The 16,895-nt window shown below is 68.5% G+C and carries 12 protein-coding genes and 1 tRNA gene; 3 read left to right on the top strand and 10 right to left on the bottom strand.

The genetic code is table 11. From position 1 onward, the window contains the following. The first annotated feature begins 15 nt into the window (after positions 1–15). The 3 genes from ACH499_RS21685 (at position 16) to ACH499_RS21675 (ending at position 3,377) form a co-directional block, all read left to right on the top strand. On the top strand, positions 16–1,386 hold the full coding sequence (locus ACH499_RS21685; protein WP_399017650.1) for a PE-PGRS family protein: 1,371 nt from the start codon (positions 16–18) through the stop codon (positions 1,384–1,386). Next, positions 1,383–1,928 carry a Pycsar system effector family protein gene (locus ACH499_RS21680; RefSeq protein ID WP_399017648.1) on the top strand — a complete coding sequence of 182 codons (546 nt, stop codon included), beginning with the start codon at positions 1,383–1,385 and terminating at the stop codon, positions 1,926–1,928. The genes ACH499_RS21685 and ACH499_RS21680 overlap by 4 nt, the downstream gene beginning before the upstream one ends. Before the next feature lie 471 nt (positions 1,929–2,399). Continuing rightward, positions 2,400–3,377 (top strand): M48 family metalloprotease, encoded by a 978-nt coding sequence (locus ACH499_RS21675; protein WP_399017646.1) that lies wholly within the window; start codon positions 2,400–2,402, stop codon positions 3,375–3,377. 71 nt (positions 3,378–3,448) lie between these two features. On the opposite strand, the gene ACH499_RS21670 is transcribed toward ACH499_RS21675, so the two are convergent. The 10 genes from ACH499_RS21670 to ACH499_RS21625 all read right to left on the bottom strand — a co-directional run bounded on the left by ACH499_RS21670 (position 3,449) and on the right by ACH499_RS21625 (position 16,670). Further along, a complete protein-coding gene (locus ACH499_RS21670; protein ID WP_356197722.1) occupies positions 3,449–7,348 on the bottom strand; it encodes a DNA-directed RNA polymerase subunit beta' in 3,900 nt (1,299 codons plus the stop codon). 97 nt (positions 7,349–7,445) lie between these two features. Continuing rightward, complete coding sequence (rpoB, locus tag ACH499_RS21665; protein ID WP_356197720.1) at positions 7,446–10,931, bottom strand: DNA-directed RNA polymerase subunit beta; 3,486 nt, start codon at positions 10,929–10,931, stop codon at positions 7,446–7,448. A 579-nt stretch (positions 10,932–11,510) separates the two neighbouring features. Next, positions 11,511–11,894, bottom strand: coding sequence for a 50S ribosomal protein L7/L12 (gene rplL, locus ACH499_RS21660; RefSeq protein WP_356197717.1), 384 nt, complete (start codon positions 11,892–11,894; stop codon positions 11,511–11,513). Between the two features lie 114 nt (positions 11,895–12,008). Then, entirely contained in the window at positions 12,009–12,539 is a 531-nt protein-coding gene (gene rplJ, locus ACH499_RS21655; protein WP_210874371.1) for a 50S ribosomal protein L10, read from the bottom strand. Positions 12,540–12,936: 397 nt separating this feature from the next. Beyond that, positions 12,937–13,731, bottom strand: coding sequence for a hypothetical protein (locus tag ACH499_RS21650; protein WP_399017642.1), 795 nt, complete (start codon positions 13,729–13,731; stop codon positions 12,937–12,939). Positions 13,732–13,859: 128 nt separating this feature from the next. Then, a complete protein-coding gene (gene rplA, locus ACH499_RS21645; RefSeq protein ID WP_019329683.1) occupies positions 13,860–14,585 on the bottom strand; it encodes a 50S ribosomal protein L1 in 726 nt (241 codons plus the stop codon). Between the two features lie 81 nt (positions 14,586–14,666). Beyond that, complete coding sequence (gene rplK / locus ACH499_RS21640; protein ID WP_006130605.1) at positions 14,667–15,101, bottom strand: 50S ribosomal protein L11; 435 nt, start codon at positions 15,099–15,101, stop codon at positions 14,667–14,669. Positions 15,102–15,269: 168 nt separating this feature from the next. Next, positions 15,270–16,124, bottom strand: a complete 855-nt coding sequence (gene nusG / locus ACH499_RS21635; protein WP_356197710.1) for a transcription termination/antitermination protein NusG — start codon at positions 16,122–16,124, stop codon at positions 15,270–15,272. A gap of 80 nt (positions 16,125–16,204) precedes the next feature. Beyond that, the gene (gene secE / locus ACH499_RS21630; protein ID WP_356197707.1) at positions 16,205–16,489 is read right to left on the bottom strand and encodes a preprotein translocase subunit SecE; all 285 of its coding nucleotides are present in this window, start codon (positions 16,487–16,489) and stop codon (positions 16,205–16,207) included. Between the two features lie 108 nt (positions 16,490–16,597). Then, positions 16,598–16,670 (bottom strand) — tRNA-Trp (locus tag ACH499_RS21625). Positions 16,671–16,895 lie beyond the last annotated feature (225 nt).

Raw genomic sequence — 16,895 nt, 5'->3', positions numbered from 1 at the left:
CCGAGGAGTTGACCCATGGCGGACTTCCGCCGTCAGCCGGAGTGGCAGCAGGACGCCCACCGGCACAGCACGCTGATCGACCCGGTCCTGACGGTGCGGCCCATCTCCCGCTTCGACCACACCGGCCGCCGGTCGGTGTCCGCGATCGACCACGCCCTCGTCTTCGCCACCGCCAAGGGCACCTACGACGCCTTCCTCCCGCCGCACCGGCCGAGCCGCGCCGAGACCGCGACCCGTCGTTACGTCTCGGTGTACGAGGTGGACATGGGGAGCCATCCCGTCCAGCTCGAACTGTCCCTGCCCAGCGACGACGACGCGTTCTCCTTCGGAGCCACGGCGGACCTCACTTGGCGGGTCACCGACCCGGTCGTCTACGTGGCGAGCGGCGAACGGGACGTGCCGACGCGGCTGACCCGCGAGCTGCACCAGTTCGCCCGGCCGGTCAGCCGCCGCTTCCCCATCGAGGACAGCCCGGCGGCGGAGCAGGCGGTCCAGCGGGCCGTGGAGACGGGGGGCTTCGCAGCCGGTGCCGGGCTCGCCGTTACGTGTACCGTCCGGCTGCGGCTCGACGACGAGGCGATCGCCCATCGCAGGCGGCTGCGCGACCTGCGCTACGAGGCGGAGATGCTCGACCCCGAGCACGAGTTCCGGCTCCGGCAGGCGCGGCAGCATCACGAACTGGAGGCACTGCGCCAGCAGCAGTCGCACGCGCTGGTCGCCGAAAAGATCCACTTCTACCAGTACTGGCTCCAGCACGGCGGGGCCGGCGCCTGGGCCCTGCACCTCGCCCAGCACCCCGAGGACACCCGGCTGGCCGTCGGCTCGCTCCAGAAGGAGCAGCTCTCGGCGATCAGGAGCGAACTGGAGCTGATCGCCGGGGACACCCTGGAGGACTACCAGCGCGCGGAGTCGGCCCGCACGACGCTGCGCGCGGTCGACGACCTCATCCGGCAGCAGGCCCCGACCGACCGGGGAGCCCTCCCCCCGGGTGCCGCACAGCCGTACGTACCGCCGCAGCTCCCGCACCCCGGTCAGAACCCGTACGCCCCTCAGCAACCGCACCCAGTCCCACCGCCGTACGGTTCCCAGCAGCCCGGCACGGCTCCGTACGCACCTCAGCAGCCCCAGCCCGGCACGGCACCGCACGGCACGCCCGAGCCCCCGCACGGCACGGCCCGGCGGGAGCCGGCGGTCCCGGCGCCGGAAGACACCGCGGGCCCGCGGAACACCCCGCGACCTCCGGCAGCCCCGCCCGGCCACGCGGCCGGCCCGCAGTCCACCGACCTGCCGCCCGTACCGTCCCGGGCCGTGGCGGGCCCGGCCCCTTCAGTCCCCACCCCGCCCGCCACCCAACCGCAGGCCGGTCCCGGTGGAGGGCCGGCGTGACGGCCCCGGGTGTCCTCCCGCCCGCCGCGCCGCCGCCCGCGTCCGGCGGTGCCTTCACCGCACCGGTCGCCGAGCGGCTGCTGGGCGAGCTTCGGGCCGAGATCGCCCGGGCCGACAGCAAGGCGGCCGTGCTGGTGGCGTCGCTCGGTATGACGGCCGGCGTGTTCAGCGGTCTGCTGGCCGGGCGGGACTGGACACCGCGGGCGCTGTCCGACGCGGGGGCCGCCCTGTGGTGGTCCGGCACCGCGGCACTGGCGTTCTCGCTGTTCGCGCTGCTGCTCGCCGTGCTACCCCGGTTCGCGGGCGGCTCCTGGGCCCCCGGCCGGCCGCTGTGCTACTTCGGCGACATCCAGCAGGCGGTACGCGTGGGCCGGCTGGCCGAAGCGCTCGCCGCCACCGACCACGATCCGGCCGCCGCGCTCATGGCGGCCCTCACCGAGACCAGCCGCATCGCGGCGCGCAAGCACCAGTGGATCCGCACGGGCCTGGTCGCGTTCTGCGGCGGCACCGCACTGCTGCCCGCCGCGTTGCTCACCGGTTGACGTCACCGCACAGCAAGGAGTTCCGTCATGTCCCACCCGCCGGGTCCGCCGTATCCAGGGCCTTCCTCCCCGCAGTACCCGCAGCCCCAGCCACCCGCTCATCCCGGGGGTCCCGATCCGGCCGCGCACACGCCCCCGCCCCAGTACCCGGGCACACCGGCACCGCCCCCGCCCTACCCCGTGACGGCGCTCGGCCACCCGTATCAGACCACCCAGCCCCATCCCGGCCCCGCGACAGCAACGCCCCCAGCGCCGTATCCCTCCGCAGCACTCCCTCAGCCTCACCAGTTCGCCCCGCCCCACCCCGCGGGCCCGTACGGACACCCGTACCAGGGACCCCCGGCCAACGCCTCGACCCCGTACGGACACCCGTATCAGGCACTCCCGCCCCAACCCGTCCCGCAGTACCCCGCGGGCGGACTCCCCCACCCACCACCCGGTGCGCCCGTCCCGCCCGGTCCCGTTCCGTTCATGCCGCACCCGGCGACCGCTCCCGACGACCTCGACTACCGTCACCAGGGATCCCGCGTCCATGTGGCCGAACATCAGCGGGGAGCCGACGCGACCGCCGTCGGGCAGCTCGCGACGCAGATCCCGGGGTTCCTGGTCAGTCTCGCCGTGGTTGCCGTGTTCTCCCTCATCATGTTCGGGCCGGTCCTCGGCCCGGTGCTCCTGCTGGCCTGGCTGGCGTCCGGCGCGCTCGTCTTCCACCGCCCCACGGAACTACTCTTCGCCCGCCGGGTGCTCAAACTGCGTGCCCCGCTCGCCGAGGAACGGGCCCGACTGGAACCGATCTGGCGCGAGGTCACCGCCCGTGCGGGCATCGAGGGCGACACCTACGAGCTGATGATCGAGAACAGCACCGACCTGAACGCCAGTGCGGCCGCCGGCCACGTCGTCGGCGTCACCACCTACGCCCTCAACCGGATCCCGAGCAGCAACCTGGCCGCCGTGCTCGCCCACGAGCTGGGCCACCACACCGGCGGCCACGCCTGGGCCGGCCTGCTCGGGTACTGGTATTCACTGCCCGGCCGGATCGCCTGGGCCGTCGCCCGCGGCTTCGCCAAGGCGGCACTCACCGTCACGCGCGTGTTCTCGTCGGCCGCGGCCGCGATCCTCTACCTCTTCCTGGGGATCCTCCTCGTGGTCGGCTTCCTCGAGGCCTGGTACATCACCGTCCCCCTCACGGCGGCGCCGTATCTGCTCGCCTACGCCGGCCGGCAGGGCGAGCTGCGCGCCGACCAGGCGGCGGCAGCCCTCGGATTCGCCCCGCAGCTCACCGAGGTCCTGTATCACTTCCAGGCCGAGGAGGACGCCGGGAAGGCCTACGCCGCGGCCCGGGGAAAGCGGCTCAAGCAGCCCTCCGGGCTGGCCAAGCTGCTCTCCTCGCACCCCGACAACTACACCCGCATCCGGGCCCTGGAGCCCTACCTGCACCGGGCACGCTGAAGGGCCCGCACACGCCGAAGGGCGGCCACCCCACCGGGTGACCGCCCTTCGGCGCTCAGACGATCTCTCGCCTACTGGTTGTACGGACCGTAGTCGTAGTCCTCCAGCGGAACGGCCTGGCCGGAGCCCGTGCCGAACGGCGAGTAGTCGATGTCGTCGTAGCCGACGGCCGAGTACATCGCGGCCTTGGCCTCCTCGGTCGGCTCGACCCGGATGTTGCGGTAGCGGGACAGACCCGTACCGGCCGGGATGAGCTTACCGATGATGACGTTCTCCTTGAGGCCGATGAGGCTGTCGGACTTGGCGTTGATCGCCGCGTCCGTCAGGACTCGGGTCGTCTCCTGGAAGGAGGCGGCCGACAGCCAGGATTCCGTCGCCAGCGAGGCCTTGGTGATGCCCATGAGCTGCGGACGACCGGAGGCCGGGTGACCGCCCTCCTGGACCACACGCCGGTTCTCGGTCTCGAACTTCGACCGCTCGACCAGCTCGCCGGGCAGCAGCTCGGCGTCGCCGGACTCGATGATCGTCACACGGCGGAGCATCTGCCGGATGATGATCTCGATGTGCTTGTCGTGGATCGACACGCCCTGCGAGTTGTAAACCTTCTGGACCTCGCCGACCAGGTGGACCTGGACGGCACGCTGACCCAGGATGCGCAGCACGTCGTGCGGGTTGGTGGCACCCACGGTGAGCTTCTGGCCCACCTCGACGTGGTCGCCCTCGCCGACCAGCAGACGGGCACGCTTCGAGATCGGGTAGGCCGTCTCGTCGCTGCCGTCGTCCGGGGTGACGACGATCTTCTTGGTCTTCTCGGTCTCCTCGATCCGCACGCGGCCGGAGGCCTCGGAGATCGGGGCGACACCCTTCGGGGTACGGGCCTCGAAGAGCTCGACGACACGCGGCAGACCCTGCGTGATGTCGTCACCGGCCACACCACCGGTGTGGAAGGTACGCATCGTGAGCTGGGTACCGGGCTCACCGATGGACTGGGCGGCGATGATGCCGACCGCCTCACCGATGTCGACCAGCTTGCCGGTGGCCAGCGAGCGGCCGTAGCACATGGCGCAGGTGCCGACCTGGGACTCGCAGGTCAGGATCGAGCGGGTCTTGACCTCCTCGACACCGTGGCGCACGAGCTGCTCGATGAGCACGTCACCGAGGTCGACGTTGGCCGGCGCGATCACCTTGCCGTCGATGACGACGTCCTCGGCGAGCATGCGGGCGTACACGCTGGTCTCGACGTCGTCCGCCTTGCGCAGCACGCCGTCGGCGTCGCGCTCGGCGATCCGCAGCTTCAGACCGCGCTCGGTGCCGCAGTCCTCCTCGCGGATGATGACGTCCTGGGAGACGTCGACCAGACGACGCGTGAGGTAACCCGAGTCGGCGGTACGCAGAGCGGTGTCCGCCAGACCCTTACGGGCACCGTGCGTGGAGATGAAGTACTCCAGCACGGACAGACCCTCACGGAACGACGCCTTGATCGGACGCGGGATCGTCTCGTTCTTCGCGTTCGACACCAGACCACGCATACCGGCGATCTGACGCATCTGCATCATGTTGCCTCGTGCACCCGAGTTCACCATCATGAAGATCGGGTTGGTCTTCGGGAAGTTGTCGTTCATCGCCTCGGCGACCTCGTTGGTCGCCTTGGTCCAGATCGCGATGAGCTCCTGCGTGCGCTCGTCCTTGGTGATCAGACCACGCTCGTACTGCTTCTGGACCTTCTCGTCCTGCGCCTCGTAACCGCGGACGATCTCCTTCTTCGCCTCGGGAACGACGACGTCGGAGATGGCGACGGTGACGCCGGAACGGGTGGCCCAGTAGAAGCCGGCCGCCTTCAGGTTGTCGAGCGTCGCCGCCACGATGACCTTCGGGTAGCGCTCGGCGAGGTCGTTGACGATCTCGGAGAGCTGCTTCTTGCCGACCTCGTAGTCGACGAACGGGTAGTCCTCGGGCAGCAGCTCGTTGAAGAGCGCGCGGCCCAGCGTGGTCTTCAGGGTGAAGGTGTCACCCTGCTGCCACTCCGGCTCACCCTCCTCGCGGGCCGGGGGCTCCCAGCCGCGGGGCGGGATGGTGCCCACCGGGAAGCGGATGTCGACCTTCGACTGGAGCGACAGCTCGCCCGCGTCGAACGCCATGATCGCCTCGGCGGCGGAACCGAAGGCACGGCCCTCGCCCTTGAGCTCGCGGCCCTCGCCGTCGGTGGTGAGGAAGAACAGACCGAGGACCATGTCCTGGGTCGGCATCGTCACCGGACGGCCGTCGGCCGGCTTGAGGATGTTGTTCGAGGACAGCATCAGGATGCGGGCCTCGGCCTGCGCCTCCGCGGACAGCGGCAGGTGCACGGCCATCTGGTCACCGTCGAAGTCCGCGTTGAACGCGGTGCAGACGAGCGGGTGGATCTGGATGGCCTTGCCCTCGACGAGCTGCGGCTCGAAGGCCTGGATGCCGAGGCGGTGCAGCGTGGGCGCACGGTTCAGCAGGACCGGGTGCTCCGCGATGACCTCTTCCAGCACGTCGTACACGACCGTGCGGCCGCGCTCGACCATGCGCTTGGCGCTCTTGATGTTCTGCGCGTGGTTCAGGTCGACCAGGCGCTTCATCACGAACGGCTTGAAGAGCTCCAGCGCCATGGCCTTGGGCAGACCGCACTGGTGCAGCTTGAGCTGCGGGCCGACGACGATGACGGAACGCGCCGAGTAGTCGACTCGCTTGCCGAGCAGGTTCTGACGGAAGCGGCCCTGCTTGCCCTTGAGCATGTCGGACAGCGACTTCAGCGGACGGTTGCCGGGGCCCGTCACCGGGCGGCCGCGGCGGCCGTTGTCGAAGAGCGCGTCGACGGCCTCCTGGAGCATGCGCTTCTCGTTGTTCACGATGATCTCGGGCGCGCCGAGGTCGAGAAGCCGCTTCAGGCGGTTGTTGCGGTTGATGACACGGCGGTACAGGTCGTTCAGGTCGGAGGTCGCGAAGCGGCCACCGTCGAGCTGCACCATCGGACGCAGGTCCGGCGGGATGACCGGCACGCAGTCCAGCACCATGCCCTTGGGGCTGTTGCTGGTCTGCAGGAACGCGGAGACGACCTTCAGGCGCTTGAGCGCACGGGTCTTCTTCTGGCCCTTGCCGGTACGGATGATCTCGCGGAGCTTCTCGGCCTCCTCGTCGAGGTCGAAGGACTCCAGGCGCTTCTGCAGCGCGGCGGCGCCCATCGAGCCGTCGAAGTAGGTGCCGAAGCGGTCACGCAGCTCGCGGTAGAGCAGCTCGTCGCCCTCGAGGTCCTGGACCTTGAGGTTCTTGAAGCGGTTCCACACCTCGTCGAGGCGGTCGATCTCGCGCTGCGCGCGGTCACGAAGCTGCTTCATCTCGCGCTCGGCGCCCTCGCGCACCTTGCGGCGCACGTCGGCCTTGGCGCCCTCGGCCTCCAGCTCGGCGAGGTCCGTCTCGAGCTTCTTGGCGCGGGCCTCGAGGTCCGCGTCGCGGCGCTGCTCGATCTGCTGGCGCTCGACGGAGACGTGGGCCTCCAGCGAGGGCAGGTCGCGGGTGCGGCGCTCCTCGTCGACGTACGTGATCATGTACGCCGCGAAGTAGATGACCTTCTCCAGGTCCTTCGGGGCGAGGTCGAGCAGGTAGCCCAGACGCGACGGAACGCCCTTGAAGTACCAGATGTGGGTGACGGGGGCGGCCAGCTCGATGTGGCCCATCCGCTCACGGCGCACCTTGGCGCGCGTGACCTCGACGCCACAGCGCTCGCAGATGATGCCCTTGAAGCGGACGCGCTTGTACTTGCCGCAGTAGCACTCCCAGTCCCGGGTCGGACCGAAGATCTTCTCGCAGAAGAGTCCGTCCTTTTCGGGCTTCAGGGTGCGGTAGTTGATGGTCTCGGGCTTCTTGACCTCGCCGTGGCTCCACTGACGGATGTCGTCAGCGGTGGCCAGACCGATCCGGAGCTCGTCGAAGAAGTTGACGTCGAGCACTATGCGTCAATCCCTCTCAGGGTTGTAAGTCTTGGGGTCTGAAACGGGGGTCCTGGGGCCGGCGGGCCTTGATCGCTCAAGGCCCGCCGGACTCCCGTCAGACCTCTTCGACGCTGCTCGGCTCGCGCCGGGACAGGTCGATGCCGAGCTCCTCCGCCGCGCGGAAGACGTCCTCGTCGGTGTCACGCATTTCGATGGACATACCGTCGCTGGACAGCACCTCCACGTTCAGGCAGAGAGACTGCATCTCCTTGATGAGCACCTTGAAGGACTCGGGGATGCCGGGCTCGGGGATGTTCTCGCCCTTGACGATGGCCTCGTAGACCTTCACGCGGCCGGTGACGTCGTCGGACTTGATGGTCAGCAGCTCCTGGAGGGCGTACGCGGCGCCGTAAGCCTCCAGCGCCCACACCTCCATCTCACCGAAGCGCTGGCCACCGAACTGGGCCTTACCACCCAGCGGCTGCTGGGTGATCATCGAGTACGGGCCGGTCGAACGGGCGTGAAGCTTGTCGTCGACCAGGTGGTGCAGCTTGAGGATGTACATGTAGCCGACCGAGATCGGGTCCGGGAACGGCTCACCGCTGCGGCCGTCGAACAGCCGCGCCTTGCCGGACGGGAGCACCATGCGCTCGCCGTCGCGGTTCGGGATGGTGTGCTGGAGCAGACCCGCCAGTTCGTCCTCGCGGGCACCGTCGAACACCGGGGTGGCGACGTTGGTGCCGGGCTGGACGTTGTCGGCGCCGATGACCTGCAGGCGCTGCGCCCACTCGTCCGCGAGGCCGGAGACGTCCCAGCCGCGGCTGGCGAGCCAGCCGAGGTGGATCTCCAGGACCTGTCCCGGGTTCATTCGGGACGGGACGCCCAGCGGGTTGAGGATGATGTCGACCGGGGTGCCGTCCTCCAGGAACGGCATGTCCTCGATCGGCAGGATCTTGGAGATGACGCCCTTGTTGCCGTGGCGGCCGGCGAGCTTGTCACCGTCGGTGATCTTGCGCTTCTGCGCGACGTAGACGCGCACGAGCTGGTTCACACCGGGGGGAAGCTCGTCACCCTCCTCGCGGTCGAAGACGCGCACGCCGATGACCTTGCCGGTCTCGCCGTGCGGCACCTTCAGCGAGGTGTCACGGACCTCACGGGCCTTCTCACCGAAGATCGCGCGCAGCAGGCGCTCCTCGGGCGTCAGCTCGGTCTCACCCTTGGGCGTGACCTTGCCGACGAGGATGTCACCGGCGATGACCTCGGCACCGATGCGGATGATGCCGCGCTCGTCGAGGTCGGCGAGGACCTCCTCGGAGACGTTCGGGATGTCCCGGGTGATCTCCTCGGGGCCGAGCTTGGTGTCACGGGCGTCGACCTCGTGCTCCTCGATGTGGATCGAGGAGAGGACGTCGTCCTGCACGAGGCGCTGCGACAGGATGATCGCGTCCTCGTAGTTGTGACCCTCCCACGGCATGAAGGCGACCAGCAGGTTCTTGCCGAGCGCCATCTCGCCGTTCTCGGTGGCCGGACCGTCGGCGAGGACCTGGCCCTCGATGACGCGGTCGCCCTCGTTGACGATGACCTTCTGGTTGACCGAGGTGCCCTGGTTGGAGCGGGCGAACTTGGCCAGGCGGTACGTGATGTACGTGCCGTCGTCGTTGGTGGTGGTGATGTAGTCCGCGGAGACCTCCTGGACCACACCCGCCTTCTCGGCCTTGACGACGTCGCCGGCGTCGACGGCGGAGCGGTACTCCATGCCGGTGCCGACCAGCGGGGCCTCGCTCTTGATGAGCGGAACGGCCTGGCGCATCATGTTCGCGCCCATGAGGGCGCGGTTGGCGTCGTCGTGCTCGAGGAACGGGATCATGGCCGTCGCGACCGACACCATCTGGCGCGGCGAGACGTCCATGTAGTCCACGTCGTCACCGGGGACGTAGTCGACCTCGCCGCCACGGCGGCGGACCAGCACGCGGTTCTCGGCGAAGCGGAACTCGTCGGTCAGCGGCGCGTTGGCCTGCGCGATGACGAAGCGGTCCTCCTCGTCGGCGGTCAGGTAGTCCACCTCGTCGGTGACCTGGCCGTCGACGACCTTGCGGTACGGCGTCTCGATGAAACCGAACGGGTTGATGCGGCCGTACGAGGCGAGCGAGCCGATCAGACCGATGTTCGGGCCTTCGGGCGTCTCGATCGGGCACATGCGGCCGTAGTGCGACGGGTGCACGTCGCGGACCTCGAAGCCGGCCCGCTCACGGGAGAGACCACCCGGGCCGAGGGCGTTCAGACGACGCTTGTGCGTCAGCCCCGACAGCGGGTTGTTCTGGTCCATGAACTGGGAGAGCTGGCTGGTGCCGAAGAACTCCTTGATGGAGGCGACGACCGGCCGGATGTTGATCAGGGTCTGCGGCGTGATCGCCTCGACGTCCTGGGTCGTCATGCGCTCGCGCACGACGCGCTCCATACGGGCGAGACCCGTACGGACCTGGTTCTGGATCAGCTCGCCGACGTTGCGGATACGGCGGTTGCCGAAGTGGTCGATGTCGTCGGTCTCGACGATGATCGACCGGCCGGACTCGCCGACCGTCTCCGTCTCACCGGCGTGCAGCTTCACCAGGTACTTGATGGTGGCGATGATGTCGTCGGTGGTGAGCACGCCGGCGTCCAGCGGCTCGTCCGCGCCGAGCTTCTTGTTGACCTTGTAGCGGCCGACCTTGGCCAGGTCGTAGCGCTTCGGGTTGAAGTAGAGGTTCTCGAGCAGCGTCTGCGCGGCCTCACGCGTGGGGGGCTCGCCCGGACGCAGCTTGCGGTAGATGTCGAGCAGCGCGTCGTCCTGGCCCTGGGTGTGGTCCTTCTCCAGGGTGGCGCGCATGGACTCGTACTCGCCGAACTCCTCGAGGATCTGCTCGGTGGTCCAGCCGAGGGCCTTGAGGAGGACGGTCACGGACTGCTTGCGCTTGCGGTCGATGCGCACACCGACCATGTCGCGCTTGTCGATCTCCATCTCCAGCCAGGCACCCCGGGACGGGATGATCTTGGCGGAGAAGATGTCCTTGTCGGACGTCTTGTCGATGGAGGAGTCGAAGTAGACACCCGGCGAGCGGACGAGCTGCGACACCACGACACGCTCGGTGCCGTTGATGACGAAGGTGCCCTTGTTCGTCATGAGCGGGAAGTCGCCCATGAAGACCGTCTGGGACTTGATCTCGCCGGTCTCGTTGTTGGTGAACTCGGCGGTGACGAAGAGCGGGGCGGCGTACGTGAAGTCGCGCTCCTTGCACTCGTCGATGCTGTTCTTCGGAGGCTCGAAGCGGTGGTCGCGGAACGTCAGCGACATCGACCCGGAGAAGTCCTCGATCGGCGAGATCTCCTCGAAGATCTCCTCCAGCCCGGACTTGGTGGGGACGTCCTGACCGGACTCCAGAGCCGACTCGACGCGAGCCTTCCACGCGTCGTTGCCGAGCAGCCAGTCGAAGCTCTCGGTTTGCAGCGCGAGAAGGTTCGGAACCTCGAGGGGCTCCTTGATCTTTGCAAAGGAGATGCGCAGCGGGGCGGTGCTGGCAGCGTTGTTCGTATTCGCGGTCGAGGCATTGCGCGAGGCGGCCAAGAGGGGGTCCTTCCGAGGGCTCGGACTCACTACGCGCGTACCGGCCCCTCTTCCGTGCACGGAGACAGGGGGTGTCTGATGTGGCTGAAGAGCCAGGTCAGACGTGCTCTGGTCGTCAGTGCTCGGGCGAGGGCAGCCCCTGGTGACGGGCAGGGGGCAGCTAACAGGCAGCGCAAAGGGTCAGTGTAGCCACTTGGCACACTGATGTCCAGTGCAGGTTTCCCGAACCGTGTCCGCTCCTCGTTGTACTCACCCTCCGCGGCAAGGCCTCGCCCTCAACGCACGGTGATACTGCCCTGTTCGCCGTGGATCCATGCCTCGGATTCGGATCCTTGTGGCGACGCGTCCTGAGAATTGCGTGCTGCGTGCGGTTCGTCAAGGCCCCCCTTGGCCAAACCGGCTGCCGCCAGGGGACTCTCAGGGTCCCTCGAACGGCACGACGAAGATCACCATACTCCGCGCCGTCGGTCGTGCAAGGCAGCCGCCGCCGGACCCCCGGTACGCCGAAGAGCGACCACCCGGATGGATGATCGCTCTTCGGTGCTTACGCGTTACAGGCCCTGAGGGACCCGTGAGGTCTTACTTGACCTCGACCGACGCGCCGGCGCCCTTGAGGGACTCGGCGGCCTTGTCGGCGGTCTCCTTGTTGACCTTCTCGAGGACCGGCTTCGGGGTGCCGTCGACGAGGTCCTTGGCCTCCTTCAGACCCAGGGAGGTCAGCTCACGCACGACCTTGATGACCTGGATCTTCTTGTCGCCGGCGCCGGTGAGGATGACGTCGAACTCGTCCTTCTCCTCAGCGGCCTCGACCGGGGCGCCCGGGGCGGCGGGGCCCGCGACGGCCACGGCGGCGGCGGCGGTGACGTCGAACTTCTCCTCGAAGGCCTTCACGAACTCGGAGAGCTCGATGAGGGTCATCTCCTCGAACTGCGCGAGCAGGTCTTCCTGGCTGAGCTTCGCCATGATGGCGGTCCTTCCACTAAATCGGCAGGTGCCGGATGTACGGGGTGAGGCGGGCGTACGTCGGGCCCGCGTCGGTCCTCGCCTCAGGCGGCGAGGGCCGGGTAGCGAGCCGAATTACTCGGCACCGCCCTGCTCGTCCTGCTTGGCACGGAGCGCGTCCACGGTGCGGACGAGCTTCGAGGGAAGCGCCTGGAAGAGCTGAGCAGTCTGGGACTGCTTGCCCTTGAAGGCACCCGCCAGCTTGGAGAGCAGAACCTCGCGGGACTCGAGGTCCGCAAGCTTCTTGATCTCGTCGGCCGAGAGCGGCTTGCCCTCGAGGACACCGCCCTTGATGACGAGATTCGGGTTGTCCTTGGCGAAGTCGCGCAGACCCTTCGCCGACTCCACCGGGTCACCGGTGATGAAGGCGACAGCCGTCGGACCATTGAACTGGTCGTCCAGCGTCGTGATCCCGGCCTCGTTGGCCGCAATCTTGGTCAGCGTGTTCTTCACCACGGCGTACTGGGCGTTCTCACCGAGCGACCGGCGCAGCGTCTTGAGCTGCGCCACGGTGAGACCGCGGTACTCGGTCAGCACGGCGGCGTTGGAGCTGCGGAACTTGTCCGTCAGCTCGGCAACCGCGGCAGCCTTGTCGGGCCTCGCCATAGAGCCTCGGCCTCCTTCCGGGTGATTCGGACCGCGCGGACCCGAAGGAGGTCTGGGGAAAACGAAACGCCCCGGCGCAGGCGCACGGGGCGTGGCTCGACCGGTCATACGCGCTCGGGGCGCGGATTCCGGGAGCTCATCCACTGTCACCTACGCGGGTCGTCCGCAGTTCAGCGGATCCTTCGGCCACCGTGTCCTCTCACGAGCACACGGCAACGACCAGCGGTCTTTGGCTTCTGTAGGAGCGTACGTGAACGGGGCAGTGTCAAGCAAATCCGCCCGTACGGCGACTCGGCCGCCGGGTTCCTGTCGGCGGGGAGAGCCCGCCCGGCTCGTTCACTCGGCGGCCCCGGCGCCGCCGTTGACCCGGCCGATCTCGTGAATGGCGGGCCTGGCCTCAGGAGCCGTCGCCCGGATCCTTCAGCAGTTCCTTGAAGTCCGCGGTGTCCCCGGCCGGAGGCCGCTCGGCGGTGACCTCGACCCCGTAGTCGCTGTAGTACGCGGTCTGGGAGAGCTCCCCCGTCGCTGTCCGTCCCCGCTCGGTCTTCTTCACCAGCAGGTCCCGTCCGTCGACCCAGATGTCCACCGTCCGCTCGTCGGCACCGCCCACCGTGCCGGTCCAGTGCGTGGTACGCCGGCCGCGCGTCGTCTCCTCGCCGACCCTGCGCACGTCCTCGGAGCCGAGCAGCAGCTCCACCGCCCGGTCGGGCGTCGTGTCGCGCATCCCGTCGGCGAACCCGGCACCCGCCTCGCCGCCGAGGTCCTCCAGGTCGTCGTAGACGTACTTGATCCAGTGCCTGCCGCCCACCCGGTCGGCGAAGGCGTCGCCCATCCTCGCGTAGTAGGCGTCGGGCAGGTACCGGGCCTCCATGGAGGTGGTGCCGAGCCGGCGCATGGTCTCGGCGGTCGTACCGCCCGTGTACGTGATCGTGAGGGTGCCGGTGAGGCCGTCCTCCCAGCCGAGGGCGCCTGCGGCGGTCAGGGACAGCTCGCCGCCCATGACGGTGGTGGACTCGACCCTGGCCGAGCCGGCCCGGCCGGTGGCGCGCTCCACGGCCTTCAGGGCCCGCGCCGACGGGCCGGTGGCCTCCGCGGGCTCTGCGGTCCCTGCGGTGGTGCAGGCGGTCAGGCACGTCAGCGCGGCCGCCACCGCGATCGAGAGGGCCGTACGGCCCCCCGCCCTGCCCCTCATGCCGCCCACCCCCACGCGCTCGCCTGCCCGCACGCTAACCCAGGCCCGCGGCTCACGTCCGGGAAAAGGGAACGGGCCCCGCACCTCGAAGGGTGCGGGGCCCGTGAACCGGTTGGGCGAGCCGTGGCTCAGACCGCCGCCGGGTCCTCCTCGACGAGGAGGTTGCGGGTGCGGTTCGAGTCGACCGGAATGCCGGGGCCCATCGTGGTGCTGATGGCGGCCTTCTTGATGTAGCGGCCCTTGGCGGCGGACGGCTTCAGACGGAGGATCTCCTCCAGCGCCGCGCCGTAGTTCTCCACCAGCTTGGTGTCGTCGAACGACGTCTTGCCGATGATGAAGTGCAGGTTCGAGTGCTTGTCGACGCGGAACTCGATCTTGCCGCCCTTGATGTCGTTGACAGCCTTGGCGACGTCCGGGGTCACGGTGCCGGTCTTGGGGTTCGGCATGAGACCACGGGGACCGAGCACGCGGCCGAGGCGGCCGACCTTGCCCATGAGGTCCGGGGTGGCGACGACGGCGTCGAAGTCCAGACGGCCCTTCGACACCTCGTCGATCAGTTCGTCGGCGCCGACGATGTCGGCGCCCGCGGCACGCGCGGCCTCGGCACGGTCGCCGGTCGCGAAGACCAGGACCCGGGCGGTCTTACCGGTGCCGTGCGGGAGGTTCACGGTGCCACGGACCATCTGGTCGGCCTTGCGCGGGTCGACACCCAGGCGGAAGGCGACCTCGACGGTGCCGTCGAACTTGGTCGTGGAGGTCTCCTTGGCGAGACGGACGGCCTCGAGCGGGGCGTAGAGCTTGTCCCGGTCGATCTTGGCGTCCGCAGCGCGGAGAGACTTGCTGCGCTTGCTCACTACTGCTCCTGTTGGCTTCTTAGGAGTCGTGGTCCGGGCCGAGCAGGCCCTGCCACTTCTGCTTGCTTACGGGGGTGGAGGTCAGCCCTCGACCGTGACGCCCATGGAACGCGCGGTGCCGGCGATGATCTTCTCGGCGGCGTCCAGGTCGTTGGCGTTGAGGTCGGGCATCTTGGTGGTGGCGATCTCACGGACCTGGTCACGCGTGATCTTCGCGACCTTGGTCTTGTGCGGCTCGCCGGAGCCCTTCTCCACGCCCGCGGCCTTGAGGATCATCTTGGCGGCCGGCGGCGTCTTGGTGATGAAGGTGAAGGAGCGGTCCTCGTAGACCGTGATCTCCACCGGGATGACCCAGCCACGCTGCGACTCGGTCGCGGCGTTGTAGGCCTTGCAGAACTCCATGATGTTGACGCCGTGCTGACCCAGCGCGGGGCCGACCGGCGGAGCCGGGTTCGCGGCACCGGCCTGGATCTGGAGCTTGATGAGCCCCGTGACCTTCTTCTTCTTGGGAGGCATAGCTCTCCGGGTCCTTTCGATTCGGGTCCTGCCCATATCCGGAGCGACCCGGAGACAGGCATACCGCACAACGATAACGGGTATGGATGCGCGGCCAAAAACCGAGCAGGTCAGACGACGCGCGAGCGTTCGCCTGACCTGGCCGGAAGTGGTACGTCCAGAGAACCGCTAGTTCTTCTGGATCTGGTCGAAGCTCAGCTCGACCGGGGTCTCGCGGCCGAAGATCTCGACGAGGCCCTTGACCTTCTTCGAGTCGGCGTTGATCTCGTTGATCGTGGCCTGGAGCGTGGCGAACGGGCCGTCGGTGACGGTGACCGAGTCGCCGACCTCGAAGTCCAGCACCTGGACCTCGACCTTGCGCTGGGGAGCCGGCTTGCCCTCGGCCTCGGCGGCTTCGCGGGCGGCCTTCTCCTCGGCCTCGGGGGCGAGCATCTTGACGATCTCGTCCAGCGTCAGCGGGTACGGGTCGTAGGCGTTGCCCACGAAGCCGGTGACGCCGGGGGTGTTGCGGACGACACCCCAGGACTCGTTGGTCAGGTCCATGCGGACCAGGACGTAACCCGGGAGCTTGTTCTGGCGGATCGTCTTGCGGTCGCCGTTCTTGATCTGGACGACCTCTTCCTGCGGCACCTCGGCCTGGAAGATGTAGTCCTCGACGTTCAGCGAGACGGCGCGCTGCTCCAGGTTGGTCTTCACGCGGTTCTCGTAACCGGCGTAGGTGTGGATGACGTACCACTCGCCGGGCAGGAGGCGCAGCTCCTGGCGGAGCTTCTCGACCGGGTCGAGCTCGGGCTCGGGCTCGCCGGCCTCCGCGTCCTCGGTCTCCTCGTCGGCGTCCTCGGTGGTCTCGTCCTCGGCGCCGGCGGTCTCGTCCTCGTCCGCGACGGCGTCGGCAGCCTCGACCTCGGCGGAGGTCTCGGTGTCCTCGTTGTCCGCGCCCTCGACAGTGCCGAGCTCGTCCTCGACGGACTCGACAGCCTCCCCGCGAGGCTCAACGGCGTCGTTCACGTTCGGGTCAGACACGGTGGCTGCTTCTTCCTGGATACATAGGGGTGGAACACGCGAAAGGGGCGCCGGGTACCTCGGCGCCCTTCGCTCTCGGCTCAGCCGAAGACGTACTTGGCGGCGTGAGAGAAGCCATAGTCAATCAGAGTCACCAGGCCGATCATGATGACCACGAAGATGATCACCACGGTGGTGTACGTAGTGAGCTGGTTGCGGCTCGGCCAGACAACCTTGCGCAGCTCCGCGACGATCTGGCGGTAGAACAGCGCGAGACGCTTCAGCGGGCCCTTCTTGGCTCGCTTGCCGCCCTTGCGGGGCTTCTTGGAGTCCGGCGCCTCGTCCCGGGCATCAGGCATGTCGATGGAGCCCACGGCGTCCGTCACTCGTCCTCACCTGATTCCGGGTCGTGGCCGTGCCGCGCCCGGTCTGAGCCGCACGGCGGTGCATTGCTGTACGTACATGCGCACACATCCTGGCGAAGGTGTGTGTAGCAGGGCCGGAGGGACTTGAACCCCCAACCGCTGGTTTTGGAGACCAGTGCTCTACCAATTGAGCTACGACCCTTTGTGTGTCCCCAACGTACCGCATCCCTCCCGGATGCCTGGTGGGCGCCGGGTGAGTGCGGGCCGCTGAAGGCCAACGAGGTGAGAGTGTACGTGCTCGCGGGCCGGGCGTCGAACAGAAAGGTCCCGCGAAGTGCTCCGCCGTCGCTCTCTGGCTGAAGATCGCCCAGGCCGCACGGGGGATCCGGACTGTTGTTCAGGCTTTTGCCCGGTCCTGTTCAGTCCG

The organism is Streptomyces sp. NPDC018947 (assembly GCF_044390505.1).
GTDB lineage: Bacteria > Actinomycetota > Actinomycetes > Streptomycetales > Streptomycetaceae > Streptomyces.
Note: the sequence above shows the minus strand (reverse complement) of the source record. Positions and strands in the feature narration are given on the sequence as shown.